Origin of the sequence: Rothia nasimurium, assembly GCF_042660305.1 — a bacterium.
GTDB classification, from domain to species: Bacteria; Actinomycetota; Actinomycetes; order Actinomycetales; family Micrococcaceae; genus Rothia; species Rothia nasimurium.
Window position 1 is genome coordinate 17,748 of sequence record NZ_JBHSTW010000007.1, and the last position, 17,970, is coordinate 35,717.

17 protein-coding genes are annotated in these 17,970 nt (G+C 60.9%); 5 read left to right on the top strand and 12 right to left on the bottom strand.

Features of this window, described 5'->3' with window-relative positions; all coding sequences use genetic code 11:
• Nucleotides 1–82: 82 nt before the first annotated feature.
• The 6 genes from trpC to hutU all read right to left on the bottom strand — a co-directional run bounded on the left by trpC (nucleotide 83) and on the right by hutU (nucleotide 6,933).
• Nucleotides 83–910, bottom strand: a complete 828-nt coding sequence (gene trpC / locus ACFP6B_RS02895) for an indole-3-glycerol phosphate synthase TrpC (RefSeq protein WP_377126589.1) — start codon at nucleotides 908–910, stop codon at nucleotides 83–85.
• A 189-nt stretch (nucleotides 911–1,099) separates the two neighbouring features.
• Entirely contained in the window at nucleotides 1,100–1,348 is a 249-nt protein-coding gene (locus tag ACFP6B_RS02900) for an HGxxPAAW family protein (protein WP_377126592.1), read from the bottom strand.
• Between the two features lie 148 nt (nucleotides 1,349–1,496).
• The gene (gene hutH, locus ACFP6B_RS02905) at nucleotides 1,497–3,038 is read right to left on the bottom strand and encodes a histidine ammonia-lyase (protein ID WP_377126595.1); all 1,542 of its coding nucleotides are present in this window, start codon (nucleotides 3,036–3,038) and stop codon (nucleotides 1,497–1,499) included.
• 30 nt (nucleotides 3,039–3,068) lie between these two features.
• Nucleotides 3,069–4,076: a formimidoylglutamase gene (gene hutG / locus ACFP6B_RS02910; RefSeq protein WP_377126598.1), complete on the bottom strand. Its 1,008-nt coding sequence runs from the start codon at nucleotides 4,074–4,076 to the stop codon at nucleotides 3,069–3,071.
• Nucleotides 4,076–5,266, bottom strand: a complete 1,191-nt coding sequence (gene hutI / locus ACFP6B_RS02915; RefSeq protein WP_377126601.1) for an imidazolonepropionase — start codon at nucleotides 5,264–5,266, stop codon at nucleotides 4,076–4,078. Before hutI ends, hutG begins: the two co-directional genes overlap by 1 nt.
• A 2-nt stretch (nucleotides 5,267–5,268) precedes the next feature.
• Nucleotides 5,269–6,933 carry a urocanate hydratase gene (gene hutU / locus ACFP6B_RS02920; protein WP_377126604.1) on the bottom strand — a complete coding sequence of 555 codons (1,665 nt, stop codon included), beginning with the start codon at nucleotides 6,931–6,933 and terminating at the stop codon, nucleotides 5,269–5,271.
• Between the two features lie 147 nt (nucleotides 6,934–7,080).
• Between hutU and hutC the strand changes: the two genes are divergently transcribed.
• On the top strand, nucleotides 7,081–7,827 hold the full coding sequence (hutC, locus tag ACFP6B_RS02925) for a histidine utilization repressor (RefSeq protein WP_377126607.1): 747 nt from the start codon (nucleotides 7,081–7,083) through the stop codon (nucleotides 7,825–7,827).
• 72 nt (nucleotides 7,828–7,899) lie between these two features.
• Here hutC and ACFP6B_RS02930 read toward each other — a convergent pair whose 3' ends face one another.
• The 4 genes from ACFP6B_RS02930 to ACFP6B_RS02945 are packed head-to-tail and all read right to left on the bottom strand — an operon-like array spanning nucleotide 7,900 to nucleotide 11,392.
• Complete coding sequence (locus tag ACFP6B_RS02930; protein ID WP_377126610.1) at nucleotides 7,900–8,523, bottom strand: Trp biosynthesis-associated membrane protein; 624 nt, start codon at nucleotides 8,521–8,523, stop codon at nucleotides 7,900–7,902.
• Nucleotides 8,524–10,092 carry an anthranilate synthase component I gene (locus tag ACFP6B_RS02935; protein WP_377126613.1) on the bottom strand — a complete coding sequence of 523 codons (1,569 nt, stop codon included), beginning with the start codon at nucleotides 10,090–10,092 and terminating at the stop codon, nucleotides 8,524–8,526.
• Nucleotides 10,093–10,123: 31 nt separating this feature from the next.
• The gene (gene hisI, locus ACFP6B_RS02940) at nucleotides 10,124–10,519 is read right to left on the bottom strand and encodes a phosphoribosyl-AMP cyclohydrolase (RefSeq protein ID WP_237195718.1); all 396 of its coding nucleotides are present in this window, start codon (nucleotides 10,517–10,519) and stop codon (nucleotides 10,124–10,126) included.
• Nucleotides 10,520–10,573: 54 nt separating this feature from the next.
• Nucleotides 10,574–11,392 carry a lytic transglycosylase domain-containing protein gene (locus tag ACFP6B_RS02945; RefSeq protein ID WP_377126617.1) on the bottom strand — a complete coding sequence of 273 codons (819 nt, stop codon included), beginning with the start codon at nucleotides 11,390–11,392 and terminating at the stop codon, nucleotides 10,574–10,576.
• 152 nt (nucleotides 11,393–11,544) lie between these two features.
• Between ACFP6B_RS02945 and ACFP6B_RS02950 the strand changes: the two genes are divergently transcribed.
• A complete protein-coding gene (locus ACFP6B_RS02950) occupies nucleotides 11,545–12,183 on the top strand; it encodes a TIGR03085 family metal-binding protein (protein ID WP_377126620.1) in 639 nt (212 codons plus the stop codon).
• A 110-nt stretch (nucleotides 12,184–12,293) separates the two neighbouring features.
• Here ACFP6B_RS02950 and ACFP6B_RS02955 read toward each other — a convergent pair whose 3' ends face one another.
• Both ACFP6B_RS02955 and ACFP6B_RS02960 read right to left on the bottom strand, forming a co-directional pair.
• The gene (locus ACFP6B_RS02955) at nucleotides 12,294–12,785 is read right to left on the bottom strand and encodes a DUF2087 domain-containing protein (protein WP_377126623.1); all 492 of its coding nucleotides are present in this window, start codon (nucleotides 12,783–12,785) and stop codon (nucleotides 12,294–12,296) included.
• Between the two features lie 320 nt (nucleotides 12,786–13,105).
• Complete coding sequence (locus tag ACFP6B_RS02960; RefSeq protein WP_377126626.1) at nucleotides 13,106–13,963, bottom strand: PhzF family phenazine biosynthesis protein; 858 nt, start codon at nucleotides 13,961–13,963, stop codon at nucleotides 13,106–13,108.
• A gap of 222 nt (nucleotides 13,964–14,185) precedes the next feature.
• Between ACFP6B_RS02960 and ACFP6B_RS02965 the strand changes: the two genes are divergently transcribed.
• The 3 genes from ACFP6B_RS02965 to ACFP6B_RS02975 all read left to right on the top strand — a co-directional run.
• On the top strand, nucleotides 14,186–16,177 hold the full coding sequence (locus tag ACFP6B_RS02965; RefSeq protein ID WP_377126629.1) for a type I restriction-modification system subunit M: 1,992 nt from the start codon (nucleotides 14,186–14,188) through the stop codon (nucleotides 16,175–16,177).
• Entirely contained in the window at nucleotides 16,177–17,403 is a 1,227-nt protein-coding gene (locus ACFP6B_RS02970) for a restriction endonuclease subunit S (RefSeq protein ID WP_377126632.1), read from the top strand. The genes ACFP6B_RS02965 and ACFP6B_RS02970 overlap by 1 nt, the downstream gene beginning before the upstream one ends.
• A partial coding sequence (locus tag ACFP6B_RS02975; protein WP_377126635.1) for a hypothetical protein occupies nucleotides 17,396–17,970 on the top strand: 575 nt, incomplete at its 3' end. The genes ACFP6B_RS02970 and ACFP6B_RS02975, both read left to right, overlap by 8 nt.

Consider the following 17,970-nt stretch of genomic DNA (forward strand, 5'->3'; position numbering starts at 1 on the left):
CGGTGGGCTGGTCGTAAAGTTTTGGGTGAGGTGCGGACGCCGGTGCCCGCTTTAGCTCACAAGAGGTAAGGACGGTCGGGGGTTAGGCTGATTCGGACGCCAACCAGGCTTGACGGGCCTGGCTACCGGCTGCGCGGAAGTCCCGCAGGGTCTCGGTGGGGGTGCCAGATTTTACGAGGGCCTCGCCCACCAGCACGGCCTTGGCGCCGTGCGAGGCGTAGTCGGCGACGTCCTCGGGGCTGGCAACGCCGGATTCTGCCACGATGATGGCGTCTGCGGGCAGCAGGGGGGCTAGCTTGCTGAAGTTGGCGTTATCGACCTCTAAGGTCTTGAGGTTGCGCACGTTCACACCCACGATACGGGCACCCACTGCAACGGCCCGCTCAATCTCTTCGGGGGTGTGGGTTTCGACCAGGGCGTTCATGCCGAGTTCGTGGGTGAGGTCGAGGAAGCGGCGTAGGGTGTCATCGTCGAGGGCGGCAACTATGAGCAGGACCAGGTCGGCACCGTGGGCGCGGGCCTCCCAGATTTGGTACTCGTCGACGGTGAAGTCCTTGCGTAGAACCGGGATGCTGACGGCGGCGCGGACGGCGTCAAGGTCAGCCAGGGTTCCCTTGAAGCGGCGCTCTTCGGTGAGCACCGAGATAGCGGCCGCTCCCCCGGCCTGGTAGGCGGCGGCCAGTTCGGCGGGGTCGGGGATGTCGGAGAGGGCGCCCTTAGACGGTGAGGACCGCTTGACCTCTGAAATAATTTCAACGCTGCCAGCTTCGGCACCGCGCAGGGCAGCTAAGGCATCAAGCGCGGGAGCCTGGGCGGCGGCGCGCTGCTTGAGCTCGTCCAGTGGCAGGGCAGCTCTGCGGGTTTCGAGGTCTTCGCGGACGCCTACGATGATGTCGTCAAGTACGGTCATGGTACCCCTTGGTGCTGGTGCGCGGACGGCGCAGGTTGGGTTGGTGGTGCCCCTCTAGTATCGCTCAGGTGGCTGAACGTTTGCCAGACGGGTTCACCGGGTGAGAAAAGGTGTGAAGAAAAGAGTAAGGGGCACCTCGCGTCTGTGCGGGGTGCCCCTTGTCTAACCTCACCCGGGTGGGCTTGGGTTTTAGTGGTGGTACTTGGTGTGCTTGCCACCCTGGCCGTAGCCAGCTGAGCGGAGCACGATACCGGCAACAACACCGATGGCGATGATGGCAACGCCGACAACGAAGATGGGGGTGTTTGCGATGCAGAAGCCGACGGCGCCGATGATTGCGCCGACAATCATGATGATGACCATGGCCCATGAGGCGGTGGTGTTGCCGTGGTTGTTGTAGGGCAGGTCGGGGACCATCTCAACGGTCTGCTGTGCCATGTGAGTCTCCTTGTAGTGTGTGGGCGTGCGCTTGCCGGTGTATGGGGTGCCGAGCACACGGGTGCTTGTTCTCTATCTTAGAAGATAGCGGGCTCTTTGGCCCAGTTTAGTCACCCGTGTGCCTTTTTATTTCCGTAAGACGGAAGAACTAGGCGAGGCGGCCGGTAACGCTTTCAGCCGCCGCCAGCAGCTCACCGTTAGCGACCAGTTCCACGGTTTGTTCGATTTCCGGTGAGAGGAAGCGGTCGGGGCCGGGGCCAGCGACGTCCTTACGCAGGCGCTCAATCACAGCGGCAGTTGCCGGTGAGGGGGTCTGCGGGGCGCGCAGGTCAATACCGCGGGCGGCAGTCAGGATTTCGATGGCGAGGACGCGGGTGAGCCCGTCCACCGCCTTGCGCAGCTTGCGGGCAGCCGACCAGCCCATAGAGACGTGGTCCTCCTGCATAGCCGAGGAAGGAATGGAGTCTGCCGAGGCAGGTACGGCCAGGCGCTTGAGCTCAGAAACGATAGCAGCCTGGGTGTACTGGGCGATCATGTGGCCTGAGTCCACGCCGGGGTCGTCGGCGAGGAAGGGCGGCAGGCCGCGGTTGCGGGCTACATCGAGGAAGCGGTCGGTGCGGCGCTCCGAGATTGAGGCGGCATCGGCAACAGCGATAGCCAGGAAGTCCAGCACGTAAGCGACCGGGGCACCGTGGAAGTTACCGTTGGATTCCACCCGGCCGTCCAGGGTCACCACGGGGTTATCGACGGCTGAGGCAAGCTCGCGCAGGGCTACGGTGCGGGCGTGTTCGATGGTGTCGCGCACGGCGCCAGCGACCTGGGGTGCGCAGCGCAAGGAGTAGGCGTCCTGCACGTAGGTGGTGACGTTCTCGGCGTGGTGCTGGATAATGCCGGAACCTTCCAGCACCTTCTTCATATTGGCGGCAGCGGCCCCCTGGCCGGGGTGGGGTCGCAGCTCGTGCAGCTCGGGGGCAAAGACGCGGTCTGTACCGGCAAGCCCCTCAACGCTCATAGCCGCAGCGACGTCAGCGAGCTTGACCAGGGCGTCCAGGTCGGTCAGAGCCATCACCAGCATGCCCAGCATGCCGTCGGTGCCGTTGATGAGGGCCAGGCCCTCCTTTTCAGCCAGTTCGACCGCGGTCAGCCCGAACTTCTCGAAGGCCTCAGCAGTCTCGTAGAGCTGGCCGTCGGCGTCCCGCACCTGGCCCTCACCGATGATGGCCAGGGCACAGTGGGACAGGGGCGCCAGGTCGCCGGAGCAGCCCAGCGAACCGTACTCGCGCACTACCGGGGTCAGCCCGGCTGACAGCATATCGGCGTAGGCCTGGGCGACGACCGGACGGACGCCGGTGCGGCCGGTTGCCAGGGTTGAAAGACGCAGGAGCATAAGGGCGCGGATGACCTCGGTTTCAACCTCGGGGCCAGATCCTGCTGCATGGGAGCGAATCAGGCCGCGCTGCAGGGCCTTGCGCATCTCCAGGGGAATGTGCTTGTTGGCCAGGGCACCAAAGCCGGTGGACACGCCATAGACGGGGGTGTCTGAGTTGGCCAAATCGCGGATGCGCTGGCTTGATTTTTCGATTTCAGCCAGGGCCTCTTCGCTGAGGGTGACGGCTGCGCCGTGGCGGGCAACAGCAATCAGGTCGGCAAAGCTCACGGGCTCAAGGCCCACGGTGACGGTGGTGGTCATGGTTTTCTCCTTTGAAAATTTAGAGGTGCCCTACTCCGGCAAAGGCGTATGCCGGGTCAGGACGGTGTGTATCAGGCGGGCGGCAGTCTTGGCAGTGCGCCCGTCGATATCTAGGGAGGGGTTGAGTTCGGCCACGTCAAAGGCGGCGAGCTTACCTGAGGCTGCGACTTTACCCATGATGCGGTTGATAATGGCTGTATCGACCCCGAGGGCGGCCGGGGCACTGACGCCGGGGGCAACGGCTGCCGGGAGCACGTCTAGGTCCAGGGTCAGGTAGATCAAGTCAACGTTTGCGGTGAAAACCTCAATGAACTTGTCGATGGCCTGTAGGTTGCCCCAGTGGGTTTCTTCATCGAGCAGGTAGTGCACGCGGGCGCGGTCTGCGGCATCGAAGAGCACCTGGGTGTTGGCGGCTTCGGAGATACCCACGACCGCATAGGTGAGGTCGGTGCCTGCCCATTCTTCTTCGGCGAGCGCCTGGCTGAAGGGAGTTCCGCTGGTGGGTTCGCCCGCGTCGCGCAGGTCGAAGTGGGCGTCCAGGTTCAGGATGCCGATGCGGGCGGCCCTACCCTGCCCCCGGTGGTTTCTTCTGCGGGTGGACGCCGCCAGCCCCAGATAGGTGCCGTAGGCGACTTCGTGCCCGCCGCCGAGTACCACGGGTAGGGAGCCTTCGTCGATGGTGGCGGTGACGGCTTCTGAGAGCCTGCGGTGGCCGCCGACGAGGTCGCGGTTGATGACGACGACGTCACCGGCGTCTCCCAGGACGAGGTCGGTGCGGCGCTTGCCAGAGGCGCCCTGGGCTAGTGCCAGGGTGCCCAGGGCTGAGCGCAGGGCGGTAGGCCCTTCTGCTGCGCCGGTGCGCCCCTGGTTGCGGCGGACCCCCTCGTCGGAGGCAAAGCCGACGAAGACCGCGTCCGGGCGCTGGGTCAGCTGGGCAAGCGGCTGCACCGTCTGGAAGAGCCTGCGGTGCTCGGCACCGGGGCCGTCGTCGCGTCCGCTCCAGGTCGGGGCCTGCCGGTCGGTAAATGCCTGTATCACTAGTTGTCCTCCTCGTGCAGGGGTACGACGGTTTGGCCGTCCTTCCAGACGCCGGCGACCAGGGGCACGCCGGGGCGGTAGGCCAGGTGCAGGTGGTTGGGGGCGTCCAGGGCCAGGACGTCGGCGCGGGCTCCCACGGTTAGGGCACCGATGTCGGTGCGCCCCAGGGCTGCCGCTCCCCCGGCGGTTGCCGCCCAGATAGCTTCATCCGGGGTCATGTGCAGATCGCGCACGGCCAGGGCGATGCAGAAGGGAATGGAGGTGGTGAAGGAGGTGCCGGGGTTGCAGTCAGCCCCCAGAGCCACGGTAGCCCCGGCATCCAGCAGGCGGCGGGCGTTAGGGTAATCGCCCCGGGTAGAAAAATCGGCCCCGGGGAGAACCGTAGCCACCGTAGAGCTGTTGGCTAAGGCGTCCACGTCCGCGTCCGACAGGTAGACCACGTGGTCCACGCTGGCAGCCCCCAGCTCCACTGCCAGCTGCACACCAGCCCCGTAGGTCAGCTGGTTGCCGTGCACGCGAGCCTTCAAACCGGCAGCGATCCCTGCCTGCAGAACTGCCCGCGACTCGTCCTCACTAAAAGCCCCGCGCTCGCAGAAAACATCGATCCAGGAGGCGTAGGGGGCGCACTCGGGAATCATGGTGTCTACCACCATCTGAACGTATTCGTCCTGCTTATCCCGGTACTCCGGCGGAGCCACGTGGGCAGCTAGCAGGGTCACCTCGTCGGTGCAGGCAGCGGCGACCTGCACCGACTTCAGCTCAGACTCGACTGACTGGCCGTAGCCGGTCTTTACCTCAATCGTGGTTGCCCCGGCGCGGGCGTACTCCTGCATGAGCGAGCGGGTATTGAGTTCCAGCTCCGCTGCGCTGGCGGCCCGGGTGGCCTCGATGGTGGTGCGGATGCCACCGGCCTCGTAGGGTTTGCCCTCCATACGGGCAGCAAACTCGTGGGAGCGATCCCCGGCAAAAACCAGGTGGGAGTGGGATTCCACAAAGCCCGGCAGCACAGCTCGCCCGCCCAGATCAACGCAGCGGTCGGACGCCGGCGCCTGGCTGGCAGGGCCAACCCAGGCAATACGGCCCTGATCCACCACAAAAGCGGCGTTTTCGAGCACGCCCAGGGGCCCGCGGTCCAGAGCGGGGTCATTGGTGACGAGCGACCCGATATTGGTAAAGAGACGGCTGGTCATGGCTAGCGGTTTTCCTGCATGGGAATACGAACCCCGCGCTCAGCGGCAACCTGCTGGGCGTACTCGTAGCCGGCGTCCGCGTGACGAATCACGCCCATGCCGGGGTCGTTGGTCAGCACCCGCTCCAGCTTGGCAGCTGCCAGCTCAGAACCGTCGGCGATGCAGACCTGGCCCGCATGGATAGAGCGGCCCATACCTACGCCGCCACCGTGGTGGATAGAGACCCAGGAGGCACCCGATGAGGTATTGACCAGGGCGTTGAGCAGGGGCCAGTCGGCAACCGCGTCGGTGCCGTCCTTCATGCCCTCGGTTTCGCGGTAGGGGGAGGCTACCGAACCGGAATCCAGGTGGTCACGGCCAATGGCGATGGGGGCAGAGAGCTCACCGTTTGCCACCATTTCGTTGAACTTGAGACCTGCATTGTGGCGCTCGCCGTAGCCCAGCCAGCAGATGCGGGCGGGCAGGCCCTCGTAGGCGACCTTTTCACCGGCCATGGTGATCCAGCGCTTAAGGTGCTCGTTCTCGGGGAAGAGCTCGAGAATGGCCTGGTCGGTCTTCTTGATGTCTTCGGGGTCGCCGGAGAGGGCGCACCAGCGGAAGGGGCCCAGGCCCTCTTCGAAGAGGGGGCGGATGTAGGCGGGTACGAAGCCGGGGAAGTCAAAGGCGCGCTGGTAGCCTGCCTTGCGGGCCTCGTCGCGAATGGAGTTGCCGTAGTCGAAGACCTCAGCACCGGCGTCCATAAAGCCAACCATTGCCTCAACATGAGCTGCCATGGCCTCGCGGGAGCGCTTGGTGAAGAGTTCGGGGTCGCGGGCGGCTTCTGCCTTCCAGTCCTCGAAGGTGACCTCGGTGGGCAGGTAGCTGAGCGGGTCGTGGGCGCTGGTCTGGTCGGTGACGATGTCGATGGGGGCCTTGCGGCGCAACAGCTCGGGGAAAATCTCGGCGGCATTGCCGACGACGCCGATGGACAGGGGCTTCTTGGCGTCGCGGGCCTCGATGGCGAGCTCTAGGGCGTGGTCGAGGTCGCGGGCCTTGACGTCCAGGTACTTGTGGTCGATGCGGCGGTCAACGCGGGACCCGTCAACGTCCACGCAGATAGCGACGCCCTCGTTCATGGTTACAGCCAGGGGCTGGGCACCGCCCATACCGCCAAGGCCGGCAGTCAGGGTGATGGTTCCGGCCAGGGTGCCGCCAAATCGCTTGCGGGCTACCGCACCGAAGGTCTCGTAGGTGCCCTGCAGAATACCCTGGGTGCCGATGTAAATCCAGGAGCCCGCGGTCATCTGACCGTACATCATCAGACCTTCGGCTTCGAGCTTGCGGAAGTGCTCCCAGTTAGCCCAGTCGCCCACCAGGTTGGAGTTAGCCAGCAGCACGCGCGGGGCCCATTCGTTGGTGCGGAAGACACCCACGGGCTTGCCAGACTGCACCAGCATGGTCTCATCATTCTTGAGGGTCTTGAGAGTGGCGACGATAGCGTCAAAGGCCTCCCAGGAGCGGGCTGCACGGCCGGTGCCGCCGTAGACCACCAGGTTATCGGGGTGCTCGGCTACCTCGGGGTCGAGGTTGTTCATGAGCATACGCAGGGCGCCTTCCTGCTGCCAGCCAAGGGTGTTGAGTTCGGAGCCGCGAGGGGCGCGGACGGGGCGGGGGCCGCTGGTGGTCATGTCTACTCCTTTGTACATGATGGTCTGCTTTGCCCAGCTTCTGGTTCTTTACTTTTGCCTGACCGCGCCGGGGCGGTACAGTTGAAAGATGAAGAGGGTCACACACCTATCTTCTTGTATATACAACCGGTTGTCAATGGAGTAGGCGTGGAAAAAATCACCGACTTGTCCCAGCAGTTCGCTGACCACAAGGCCGCAAAAACCCCCGCCTACCAGCTGCTCAAAACCATCATCACCGAGCAAATCAACAGCGGCCACTGGGCAGCAGGCGAAAGCATCCCCTCAGAAAACGAGCTCGCTAGCGCCCTGGGCCTCTCCCGCATGACCGTCAACCGAGCCATCCGCGAGATGACGCTTGAGGGCCTGCTCGTGCGCACCCGCGGGGTCGGCACCTTTGTGGCCGAGCACAAGAACCCCTCTGCCCTACTTGAGGTGCGCAACATTGCCGATGAAATTACCGAACGCGGCCACACCCACAGCAGCACAGTACTCACCCTCGAAGAGATACCGGCAGCCCAGGCCCAACGTCGCCTAGCCCCCGAACTGGGCGAGAGGGTCTTCCACAGCGTACTGGTCCACTACGATGACGGGCTGCCCATCCAGCGCGAAGAGCGCTACGTCAACGCCGCAGCCATACCCGACTATCTAGAGCAGGACTTCACCAGTACCACCCCCAACTTTTACCTGGGGCAGTGCTCCCCTATCACCCGGGGCACGCACACCGTCGAAGCGGTGCTACCCACCAGCTCACAGGCGTCCGACCTGCAGATCAACCCCACCGAACCCTGCCTGCGCCTGCTGCGCAGCACCTGGTCAGGCGATGAGCTCATCAGCCAGGTGGTACTCCTACACCCAGGCTCCCGCAGCCGCCTAGAGGGGTCTTTCGGCCTGTAAACCCCCTCTAGATACAGCAAAGCCGCAGCCCGCTATCGCAGCGGGTCTGCGGCTTTAGACGTCCTACCCCTTTTATAGGGTGGGGTCCTTGCCCTCGCTTAGGGAGTCCCAGGCGTCGATTTCGTCCGTTTCTTCGGCAGAAGCCACGCGGGCTGCCCGGGCAGCTGACCGGTCGTACTTGCGCCCGGTCTTCCAGTGGGAGGTAGCAACAAAGGCCCACACACCGGCCAGGGCAACCAGCACACCGCACACGGTCGCCAGCAGGGGCATGACGGTCACAGCGTAGGAGTTAGCCGGGGCGTTAGTACCGGTCATCACACTGACCTGGGCCATAGACGCAGCCTGCGGGTCGGCGTTCACACCAAAGGCAGATACCGCCAGGCCCAGCCCCACGCCCACCAGCAAGAGAGCCAGCACCTTGCGGAGCTTAGGCCCTGCAATCCGCAGGGCAACCGACGTCACCAGGGCAACCAGGGCCAGGGCAGAGACGGTGGAGCCGGCGTCCGCCCCCGAAATGTCCAGGGTGGAGGTCGAAACGACCGTGCTGACCTCGGCGCGAATCCAGGTCGGCAAAGTGGTGAGGAAAGCGGCAGCAGAAACCGCCATAGCCCCCAGCATCACGCGGACAGGTTTAGCCCAGCCCGGCACCGGGCGCGCGGCAGCAACCTCAGCAGGCTGGGCCTGTGACTCGCTCATCTAGTCAATCACCTCGGTCGACAGGGGCGCCAGACCCGACGCGGTGAGCACGGCACGCAGCGGGGCAGCTGCCTTGTTCACAGATTCTTGGGCTTCAGAAGCGGGCACCGAGTCCATGACGATACCGGCACCAGCCTGCACGTAGGCGCGTCCGCTCTTGAGCACCGCGGTGCGGATGGCAATTGCCATATCCATGTTGCCCGCAAAGTCGAAGTAGCCGCACACACCGGCATAGATACCGCGAGCGCTCACCTCATACTCGTCAAGTAGCTGCATGGCGCGGGGCTTTGGCGCACCTGAGAGGGTGCCTGCGGGGAAGGTTACGCGCAGTACGTCGTAGGCGTTCATGCCCTCGGCCAGCTGGGCCTGCACCTCGGAGGAAATGTGCATGATGTGGCTGAATCGCTCGACTTCCATGAACTGGGTGACGCTGACACTACCGGGTACCGCGATGCGGGAGAGGTCGTTGCGGGCCAGGTCGATGAGCATGAGGTGCTCGGAGCGTTCTTTTTCGTCGGCCAAGAGTTCTTCGGCCAGAGCAAGGTCTTCTTCGCGGGTGGCTCCGCGCGGACGGGACCCGGCGATGGGGTGGGTGGTGGCGGTGCCGTTTTTGAGGGTGACCAGGGCTTCGGGGGAAGAGCCGACAATCTGGAAGGGCTCGCCGTCTTCGGTAGATTCGAAGTTGAAGAGGTACATGTAGGGCGAGGGGTTGGACTGGCGCAGCACCCGGTAGACGTCCAGGGCGCTGGCGCGGTTTTCTGCCTCGAAACGGCGGGAGATCACGATCTGGAAGACGTTACCGTCGATGATGTTTTTCTTGGACTTTTCAATGGCGTCCAAGAAGCCCTGCTCTGCCCAGGTGTGCTTGACCTGCGCGACCTGCGCCTCGACGTCCGCTGTGCCGGTGAGGGTTGAGACCGACTCGGGGGCAGGCTGGGCGAGCTTGTCCATCATGGCGTAGACGCGGGAGAGCGCGTCGGCGTAGGCGGCGTCGATGTTGTCGTCGGTGCCGTTGAAGTTGATGGCGTTGGCGATGAGGGTGACGGTGCCGTCGGAGTTATCGTGCACAGCCATGTCTGAGACGATGTTCAGGGCGAACTCGGGCAGGTTGACGTCGTCCGCCGGGCCGCCGGGTAGTTTCTCCCAGTGGCGCACGACGTCCCAGCCCATGTAGCCGACCAGGCCGCTGGTGAGCGGGGGCAGGTTATCGAGGGGTTCGGTGTGCAGCATCTCCAGGGTCTCGCGGATAGCCTCAACGGGGTCGCCCTCGGTGGGTGCACCGGAGGGGGTGAGCCCCTGCCAGACAATCTGCCCGTTCTTGGTGGTGAGGGTTGAGCGGCTGGAGGCACCGATGAAGGAGTAGCGTGACCACTGCTTCTGCTCGTTCGCTGATTCCAGCAGGAAGGTGCCGGGGGCTGGTGCGCCGTCGGCGGCGACCAGGGCCCGGTAGATGCCGATGGGGGTCATGGCGTCTGCGAGAACTTTGACGCGCACGGGAATGACGCGGCGGCTGGTAGCTAGTTCACGGAACTCTTCTAGGGTCGGTTCGACAATTCCCAAGTCGTGCATGGTGTCCTCTGGTTGTGGTGTGTCTGGGGAGCTATTCGGGGCGGACGCCGGTTGCGGCGGGCAGCTGCCCGCCGGCTTCGAAGCAGGTGGTGGTTCCGGTGTGGCAGGCTGCGCCTACCTGGTCGGCCTCAATAAGCAGGGCATCGCCGTCGCAGTCGATGCTGACGCTTTTGACGTACTGGTAGTGGCCGCTAGTGTCGCCCTTGCGCCAGTATTCCTGGCGGGAGCGGGACCAGAAGGTGACCCGCCCTTCGGTGAGGGTGCGGCGCAGGGCTTCGTCGTTCATCCAGCCGAGCATGAGCACATCGCGGGTGTCGTGCTGCTGAATAATTGCGGCGAATAGGCCGTGCTCATCGCGTTTGAGGCGTGCGGCGATATCGGCGGGCAGTGAAGCGCCCTCGGTGGCGCTGGGTGCTGGTGTACTCACCTTTCCATCCTAGCTGATGGCGGTAGCAGGGCTGGGGCAGCTCTCAGCATCTGGCTACGAGCTCGGGCTAGCTGCGCCGGTGGTGGCGTCCGCGCCGGTATTCCCTGCGCTGGTGGTCTCTGCGGTCGGGGCTGCCTGCCCGTAGGTTTCTGCGTGCTGGGCTACCTGGTTGGCGTAGGCCACCGACCGGTTGTAGGCCAACACTCCGCGCTGCCAGCCCTCATCGGTGCTGGTATCGCGTTGGCCCTGGCAGAGGTAGACGGCGGTGGTCAGGGCCGCGTCGTCGATGTGGTGGGGGTCGCGCGTTCCGTCAGCGTTGCCGTCCTGCCCGATATAGTCCCAGGTGGAGGGGATGAACTGCAGGGGCCCCACCGCCCGATCCCACTCGGTGTCGTCATCAAGTTCGCCTCGGTCGGAGTCTTCAATAGCCATGACCCCGGGGCTGCCGTCGAGGGAGGGCCCAAAAATCTTGGGGGTTACATTTCCATCGTGGTCAGTGCTGGCACCCCCGTAGGTGCCGTGCAGGGTTTCGACCGCACCGATACCCGCGATGGTGTTCCAGCCCAGGCGACATTCCGGGTAGGTTTGAGCCACGCGCAAGGACGCCCCGGCGTAGGCAGCTAGTACCCGCCGGGGAATATCGGTTGCCTCTGCGGTGGTATCGAGCCAGGCACTGTCGGCCAGCTCGGCGATAGGAGTCTGCTCTGTTACGCCCTGTTGCGCGGACGCCGGCAGCACCTGCTCGGGCGCGGCAGGGAGCGTGGTGGGCAGGTTCTCGCGCGATGCTCCCTGGTAGCTAGCGGAACAACCGATCACGGTAAGAGCGGCGAGAGCCAGGAAGGGGGTCAGGCGCGCTCTAGCGGAAATCGTCATACGACCTTTCAGGAGTTGGGTTCTGGTGAAAGCCTAGCGGCTGCGGGTCAAGACGGAGTGGGCGGACGCTGAATGTTTCCTGCAAGCTGTAACCTGTCTCGACAGTTGCCCTGGCTCACTCTCTGGCCCGGCTTCGGGTTTAGACTGGGCGTATGACTTCTTCTGCCCTTGTTACCTCAGAACGCACCGCCCTACTTGACGCTCTCGCTGCCGCGGGGCCGTCCGCCCCCACCCTCTGTGAGGGCTGGGAAACCCGCCACATAGCGGCCCACCTGCTGGTGCGCGAAAGCAAGCCTCTAATTGCAGCGGGCATGCCGGGCGGCCCACTGGCTGCGCGCACCGAACGCTACACAAACCAGCTTGCCGATGAGCTGACCGGCCAGCGCCGCTACGAGAAAGCCCTGCGCGATTTTGAGGCATTGCCGGGTTACCTGCACATGCGCACGCGCTTCCCGGGTCTGGACGAGGCAATGAACCTGATTGAGTACTTTGTGCATACCGAGGACGTCCGCCGCGCCTCACTCGCTGACGGCGAGCAGCCTGCCCCGCGCGAGCTGGCTGAGGGTGTGCAGGAGAAGATGTGGAAGGTGCTGCGGGCGCGCGCTCGCCTGATGGCAGGGAAGAAGTACCCTCAGGGGCTGGTGTTGGAAGCTCCGGGTTACTCCCCCGCTGTTCATACTGTGATTGCTCCGCCTGCTGGCCAGGTTGCGACTGTGCTGACCGGCGAGCCGTGCGAACTGGTGCTCTACATGTTCGGGCGCGAGGCCGCGGCCCGGGTTGAGGTGAGCTAAAGACCGGTTGTGGCGCGCGCCTGCTCCGCTCCGCCCCAAGTAGGGACCAGAAAACTCCCAATAGTATGTGTGCACCACAAGGATTTTGGGAGGAACCTGGTCCCTAGTTGCTACAGAGCCTCTGCGGCCAGGTAGCCCGGCAGCCACATCGCTTCCCAGGCCGGGGCCTCGGCAGCCAGCACGGTACCTGCCCGGTCGGGAGCCCGGGTTGCCAGGCAATACGCGGAGGCGTCAGAGGTTCGCACCAGGTAACCGTACTCGACCATTTCCCGACGCATAAAGGCATAGTCCTGCCAGAGGGCGGCCAGAATCTCGTTAACCTGTTTCTCGGTGTAGGTGCGCCCTGGCTCAAAATAGGTCACTAGGTGCAGCAGCAGGTGGGCGCGGGTGCGGCGCTTGGAGGGCCAGGAGGTCAGGCGTCCGCCCTGCATAAAACGGTCAACGACGGTGCGGTGCTCTGCGTAGGCTTGTTCACGGGGATCGTTCAGGACGTCGGTCGACGGCCTGGTCTCGAGGAGGGCTGCTCGGGCGGTGGTGTAGTTCTCACCGGTTTCTTCCATGCGGGCGCGCACGAGCTTTTTGAAGTTTGATTGGGCAGTCACGGGTATCGACTTTCTTCGCACTCTAGCTGCGGTATCAATCGACGGTTCGGTGGTGCCTACCCCGGTCTTGGAATGCCGGTGCAACCCGAGAATTCTCTTCCCTTCGCGCTGATGGCCTGCTTGCTAGAGTCACAGGGGCAAAGCGCTGGGCGGTGGGTGACGCCTCACACCTTTATATCACAGTCGCTCCCGAATGTAACCGAAAATGCCATCTGCACGTTCTTTTACCGCGCAGATGGCATTTTCGATTACATTCAATGAGCGGACGGACGCCCGCCCCGGCTTAGCGGGGCAGCTCAGCCCGGCAGGTGGCGAAAGACCTAGAGGCTAACCTCTCCCCTGATGAGGGTGTGGGTTGTCCCGCCAACCCAAATATCGGGTGTGTCGGTGGGGCCGGCGTCCTGCCCTACCGTGATGGTGAGCCTGCCGTCGCGGTGCAGGCAGGTGCCCTGGCGTACGGTGTAGGTTCCGGCAACCCGGTTTTCGCGGGCGAGCCACTGGGCGACGGAGGCGTTGAGGGAGCCGGTGACCGGGTCCTCAGAAACGCCGATGCCGGGCACGAAGGCGCGGATGTCGTAGGCGATGTCTGACCCTTCCGGGTGCATGGCGAAGACGCCGAGTTTGAGGTCTGTGCCGCGGGTGAAGTCCGGGGTGAGGGCGAGCAGTCGGTCGGGGTCTGCGATTTCGACGGCGGACCAGCCGGGCCCGTTGTCGACCCACTGGTGGGAGAGGATCTGGCTGCGCTCTAGCCCTAAGGCGGTGGCGATGTCAGCCAGGGTTGGCTCGTCGAGGGCACCGGTGCGGACGGTTGCCGGGGCGGCGAAGGCGAGCTCTTGGCCGCTGCGGGTGATGTCGATGAGCCCGGCGGCACATTCTTGCACGATGACGTCGGGGCGCTGCGGCTGGCCACCGGCTTCTAGCCAGGCGTGGGCGCTGCCCAGGGTGGGGTGCCCGGCGAAGGGCAGTTCGCCGCCGGGGGTGAAGATGCGGACGGCGTAGTCGGTCCGAGCGTCAGTCGGTTGGGTGATGAAGGTGGTTTCGGAGAGGTTGGTCCAGCGGGCAAAGTCCTGCATCTGCTCGTCGGTGAGTCCGCTGCCGTCGAGCACCACGGCGAGGGGGTTTCCTTTGAGCGGAACTAAGCCGAACACATCGACCTGGGTGAAGGGGCGGTTTTTCATGTGGGGTCCTTTCGCCTGCGCTTCTATGGGTTTACTTCTACCCTACCGGGCAGCTGGCTTGACTCACCGCCCAGCTTCTTTTAGCAGGTGAGACACAAGAGCTGCACTTCGTCTTCCCAGCCTGCCCCTTGAGTATTATTAGTTTTTATCGGGGTAAAAGCTCTGCCTAGTAGCTAGGGCTTTTATTCGAAGCCATTAGTTTGCCAATGTTGAGGGGCTTGTGTGTCTTCTTTGAACTATTCTCAGTTCATTTGGAATGTGGCTGATGTTTTGCGCGGTACCTATAAGCAGCATCAGTACGGTCAGATTATTTTGCCTTTCACGGTCTTGGCGCGTCTTGATGCGGTGCTTGAGCCGACTAAGCAGGCTGTTCTTGAGGCAACAGAGGGCTATGTGCTCGATACGATTCCTCCGGCTATGCTGTCTGCCCGGGCGGGTCACGATTACAGTTTCTATAACCTCTCCCAGCACAACCTCAAGACCGTGGCTAATGACCCCGATACTCTTGAGCAAAACCTGCGTTCTTACATTAACCAGTTCAGTGAGAACGTGCGCGATATTTTTGAGAAGTATAAGTTCGAAGACACTATCGCAGACCTGGCCGCCCAGAACCTGCTCTATCAGGTGATTCAGCATTTCTCGCGGGTGAACCTACACCCAGAGAATGTGAGCAATGAGCAGATGGGCAACATCTTCGAAGAGCTCATTCGTAAGTTCGCGGAGGCTTCGAATGAGACTGCCGGTGAGCACTTCACCCCGCGCGAAGTTATTGAGCTGATGGTTAACCTGCTGCTGGCTGATGATGAAGACCTGCGTACTGATTATATTGCCCGGTCGGTCTATGATCCCACCGCTGGCACCGGCGGTATGTTGTCGGTGGCTGACGATAAGATTCATCAGCTGAACCCCACCGCCGATGTGAGCCTGCTGGGCCAGGAGCTCAACCCCGAGTCCTATGCGATTTGTAAGGCGGACATGGTGGTCAAGGGCCAGGACGTCGATAACATCGCCCTGGGTAATACCCTCACTGACCCGGCTTTTGAAAACCGCACCTTCCATTACGGGCTGAGCAACCCGCCCTTTGGCGTGGACTGGAAGGGCGCTAAGGCTGTGGTTGAGGCTGAGCATAAGAACCAGGGTTTTGCGGGCCGGTTTGGTGCTGGTCTGCCCCGGGTATCTGACGGCTCGCTTCTGTTCTTGCAGCACCTGATTTCTAAGCTCAATGAGCCGACGGTTGCTAGCAATGGTGTTGCCCAGGTGGGCGGCCGCGGGGCTATTGTTTTGAATGGCTCGCCCCTCTTTACGGGTGGCGCGGGTTCTGGTGAGTCGAATATTCGTAAGTGGGTTTTGGACCAGGACTACCTTGAGGCAATTATTGGTCTGCCTACTGACATATTCTATAACACCGGTATTTCTACCTATATTTGGGTGCTGAATAAGCAGAAGAAGGCTGAGCGCAGGGGTAAGGTTCAGCTGATTAACGCGACGAATATGTTTGAGAAGATGCGGAAGTCGGTGGGGTCTAAGCGGAAGCGCCTGAGTGAGGAGCAGATTGCTGAGATTACCCGCCTCTACGCTGCTTTTGATGCTGCGGATGATAAGCGGTCTAAGGTTTTTGATCGTGAGGAGTTTATGTACCGCACGATTACGGTGGAGCGCCCCTTGCGGTTGAATTGGGGTTTTACTGCTGAGCGAGTTGAGAGGCTTTTGGCTTCTAAGGAGTTTGGCAAGCTCACGTTAGCTGAGGGTGAGGACGCCTCCGTGCGGGCTTCTCTTGCTGCTTTAGTTGAGAGCAAGGCAGGTGCCGTTGGCGGTGATGTGGCCAGCGTGAAGGCTGAGCTTTTGCAGGTATTTGCGGACGCCGGTGCCCTGGTGAAGCCTGCGGCTTTGGCTAAGTTGGTGGATGAGTTGGCTGAACGCGATGAGGCCGCTGAAGTGGTGTTGAAGGCTAAGAAGCCGGTGGCTGATTCTACCCTGCGCGATACTGAGAATGTGCCCTGGGGCGAGGATATTCACGAGTACCTTAAGCGCGAGGTCAAACCTTTTGTGCCGGATGCCTGGATTGATGAGTCTAAGACCAAGGAGGGGGCGGAGATTCCTTTTACCCGCCACTTCTACGAGTACGTTCCACCGCGTTCCCTGGAGGAAATCGACCGCGACCTCAACGAGGTGCTGGGCCGAATCAAGAAGAGGCTGGAAGAGGTGCTTGGTTAATGAGTAAAGAAGTCCCTTTTAAGGTTCGATGGCTTTCTGGTGGTGTACCTGATCATTGGCAAATTGTTGAGCCTCGTAGAATCTTCAAGCTGGTCAAGGAACCAGAACGCCCTGGGGATATCCATCTAACGCCTTCACAGAAGTATGGTGTTTTGCCACAAGAAGAATACATGAAGATTACTGGTGCAAGGGTTGTTCAGAATCTTTCTGGAACTCAGATGCAACATGTTGAGCCTGGCGATTTCATCAGCCATTTACGTACTTTTCAGGGCGGCCTTGAACTGGCTACTATGCCGGGAAAGGTTAGTCCTGCGTATACCGTGTTGCGTCCGACTGAAGCCGTTTATCCTGGGTTTTTCAAGCATATTTTGAAATCTCCTGGCTACATCTCTCAGATTGCATCGGTAACCGACCAGCTTAGAGATGGTCAGACTATGCGATTTAACGAATTTAATTTGACGTGGCTGCCGTTACCCCCGTTTGATGAGCAAAAGAAAATTGCGGATGATCTTGACCGCGAACTGGCAGAGATCGATGAACTAATCGACAACTTTGAGTCTTTTCATAAAGTTCTCCGCGAACGATATGAATCTGAATTGGAGGAGCTACTAAATAACGAGTTATCGAATATTCCTCATCAAAAACTTTCATGGCATGTTGAATTTATGAACGGCGATAGAGGCGTATCCTATCCATCTCGTGATGAATTTGTGCAAAGTGGTGTTCCATTTGTAAATGCTGGGCATCTGCGAGAAGGCACAGTTGATTTTTCTGAGATGAATTATGTTTCTGAAGCAAAGTACCAATCAATGGGTGGAGCTAAGCTCAGGAATGAAGATATTCTGTATTGTTTACGAGGGTCAGTAGGTAAGTGTGGTATTTACCCACAAAATCACGGAGCCTTAGCATCATCTTTGGTAGCCCTCAGAACAAAAGATCAGTTACTCCCCAAATTTCTGTTACTTCTACTCTCGTCTCGTAACGTTCAGCTTCATATCGATACGCTGCTTACTGGCTCAGCTCAACCAAATCTTAGTGTTGAGCAACTTGCATCGGTAAGGATTCCAGTTCCTGACGTTTCTCAACAGCTCCGGATAGTAAAGAGAAACGATGAGAATAAATTAACTTTTGAATCTTTAGATGAATCACCGGGCATGTTGGAACTACTGTCAAAGAGAAAAATAGCTCTACTGGAATCATATTTATCAGGAGAAAAAAATGGCTAGGCCTGTTTATATTCTTGGTGCTGGTTTTTCTAAAACTATCAGTGATGAAATGCCAATTACCTTTGAGCTAACTGAGCTTATCAAACAGCAAAATCCTGATATTGCAATCGACCTGGGAAATATGACGTTTGAACAGTGGTTGACTATTCATTCCACTGATTTACCATTTCTTGAAAATTATGAGAATACCCAGCGTCGTTCTATTTCCGAAAAAATCACTGAATCAGTGGGCGATATTATAGTTGAAAGAACAGATAGGGCTTCATCAGTTCCGTGCCCTGAGTGGTTAACAGAATTAATTAATATTTGGCATGAAGAAAAAGCAGTTGTAATCACCCTAAATTATGACACTCTTGTTGAACGTGCTGTAAATAGTGCAAATTTAATTGACTATGATGGTAAATCTACGATTAACTCAGAAAATATTGTGCACCCGTCACCCATGAGTGGTCCAGTCTTAGTTTGGGATGACCAGGGAGAATATGTAGAGGCTTATTCAAAAGTCCCACCCGCAGCCAAAAACACCAACCCCCGCACCACCGCAAACACCCGCCCATACAACCCCAA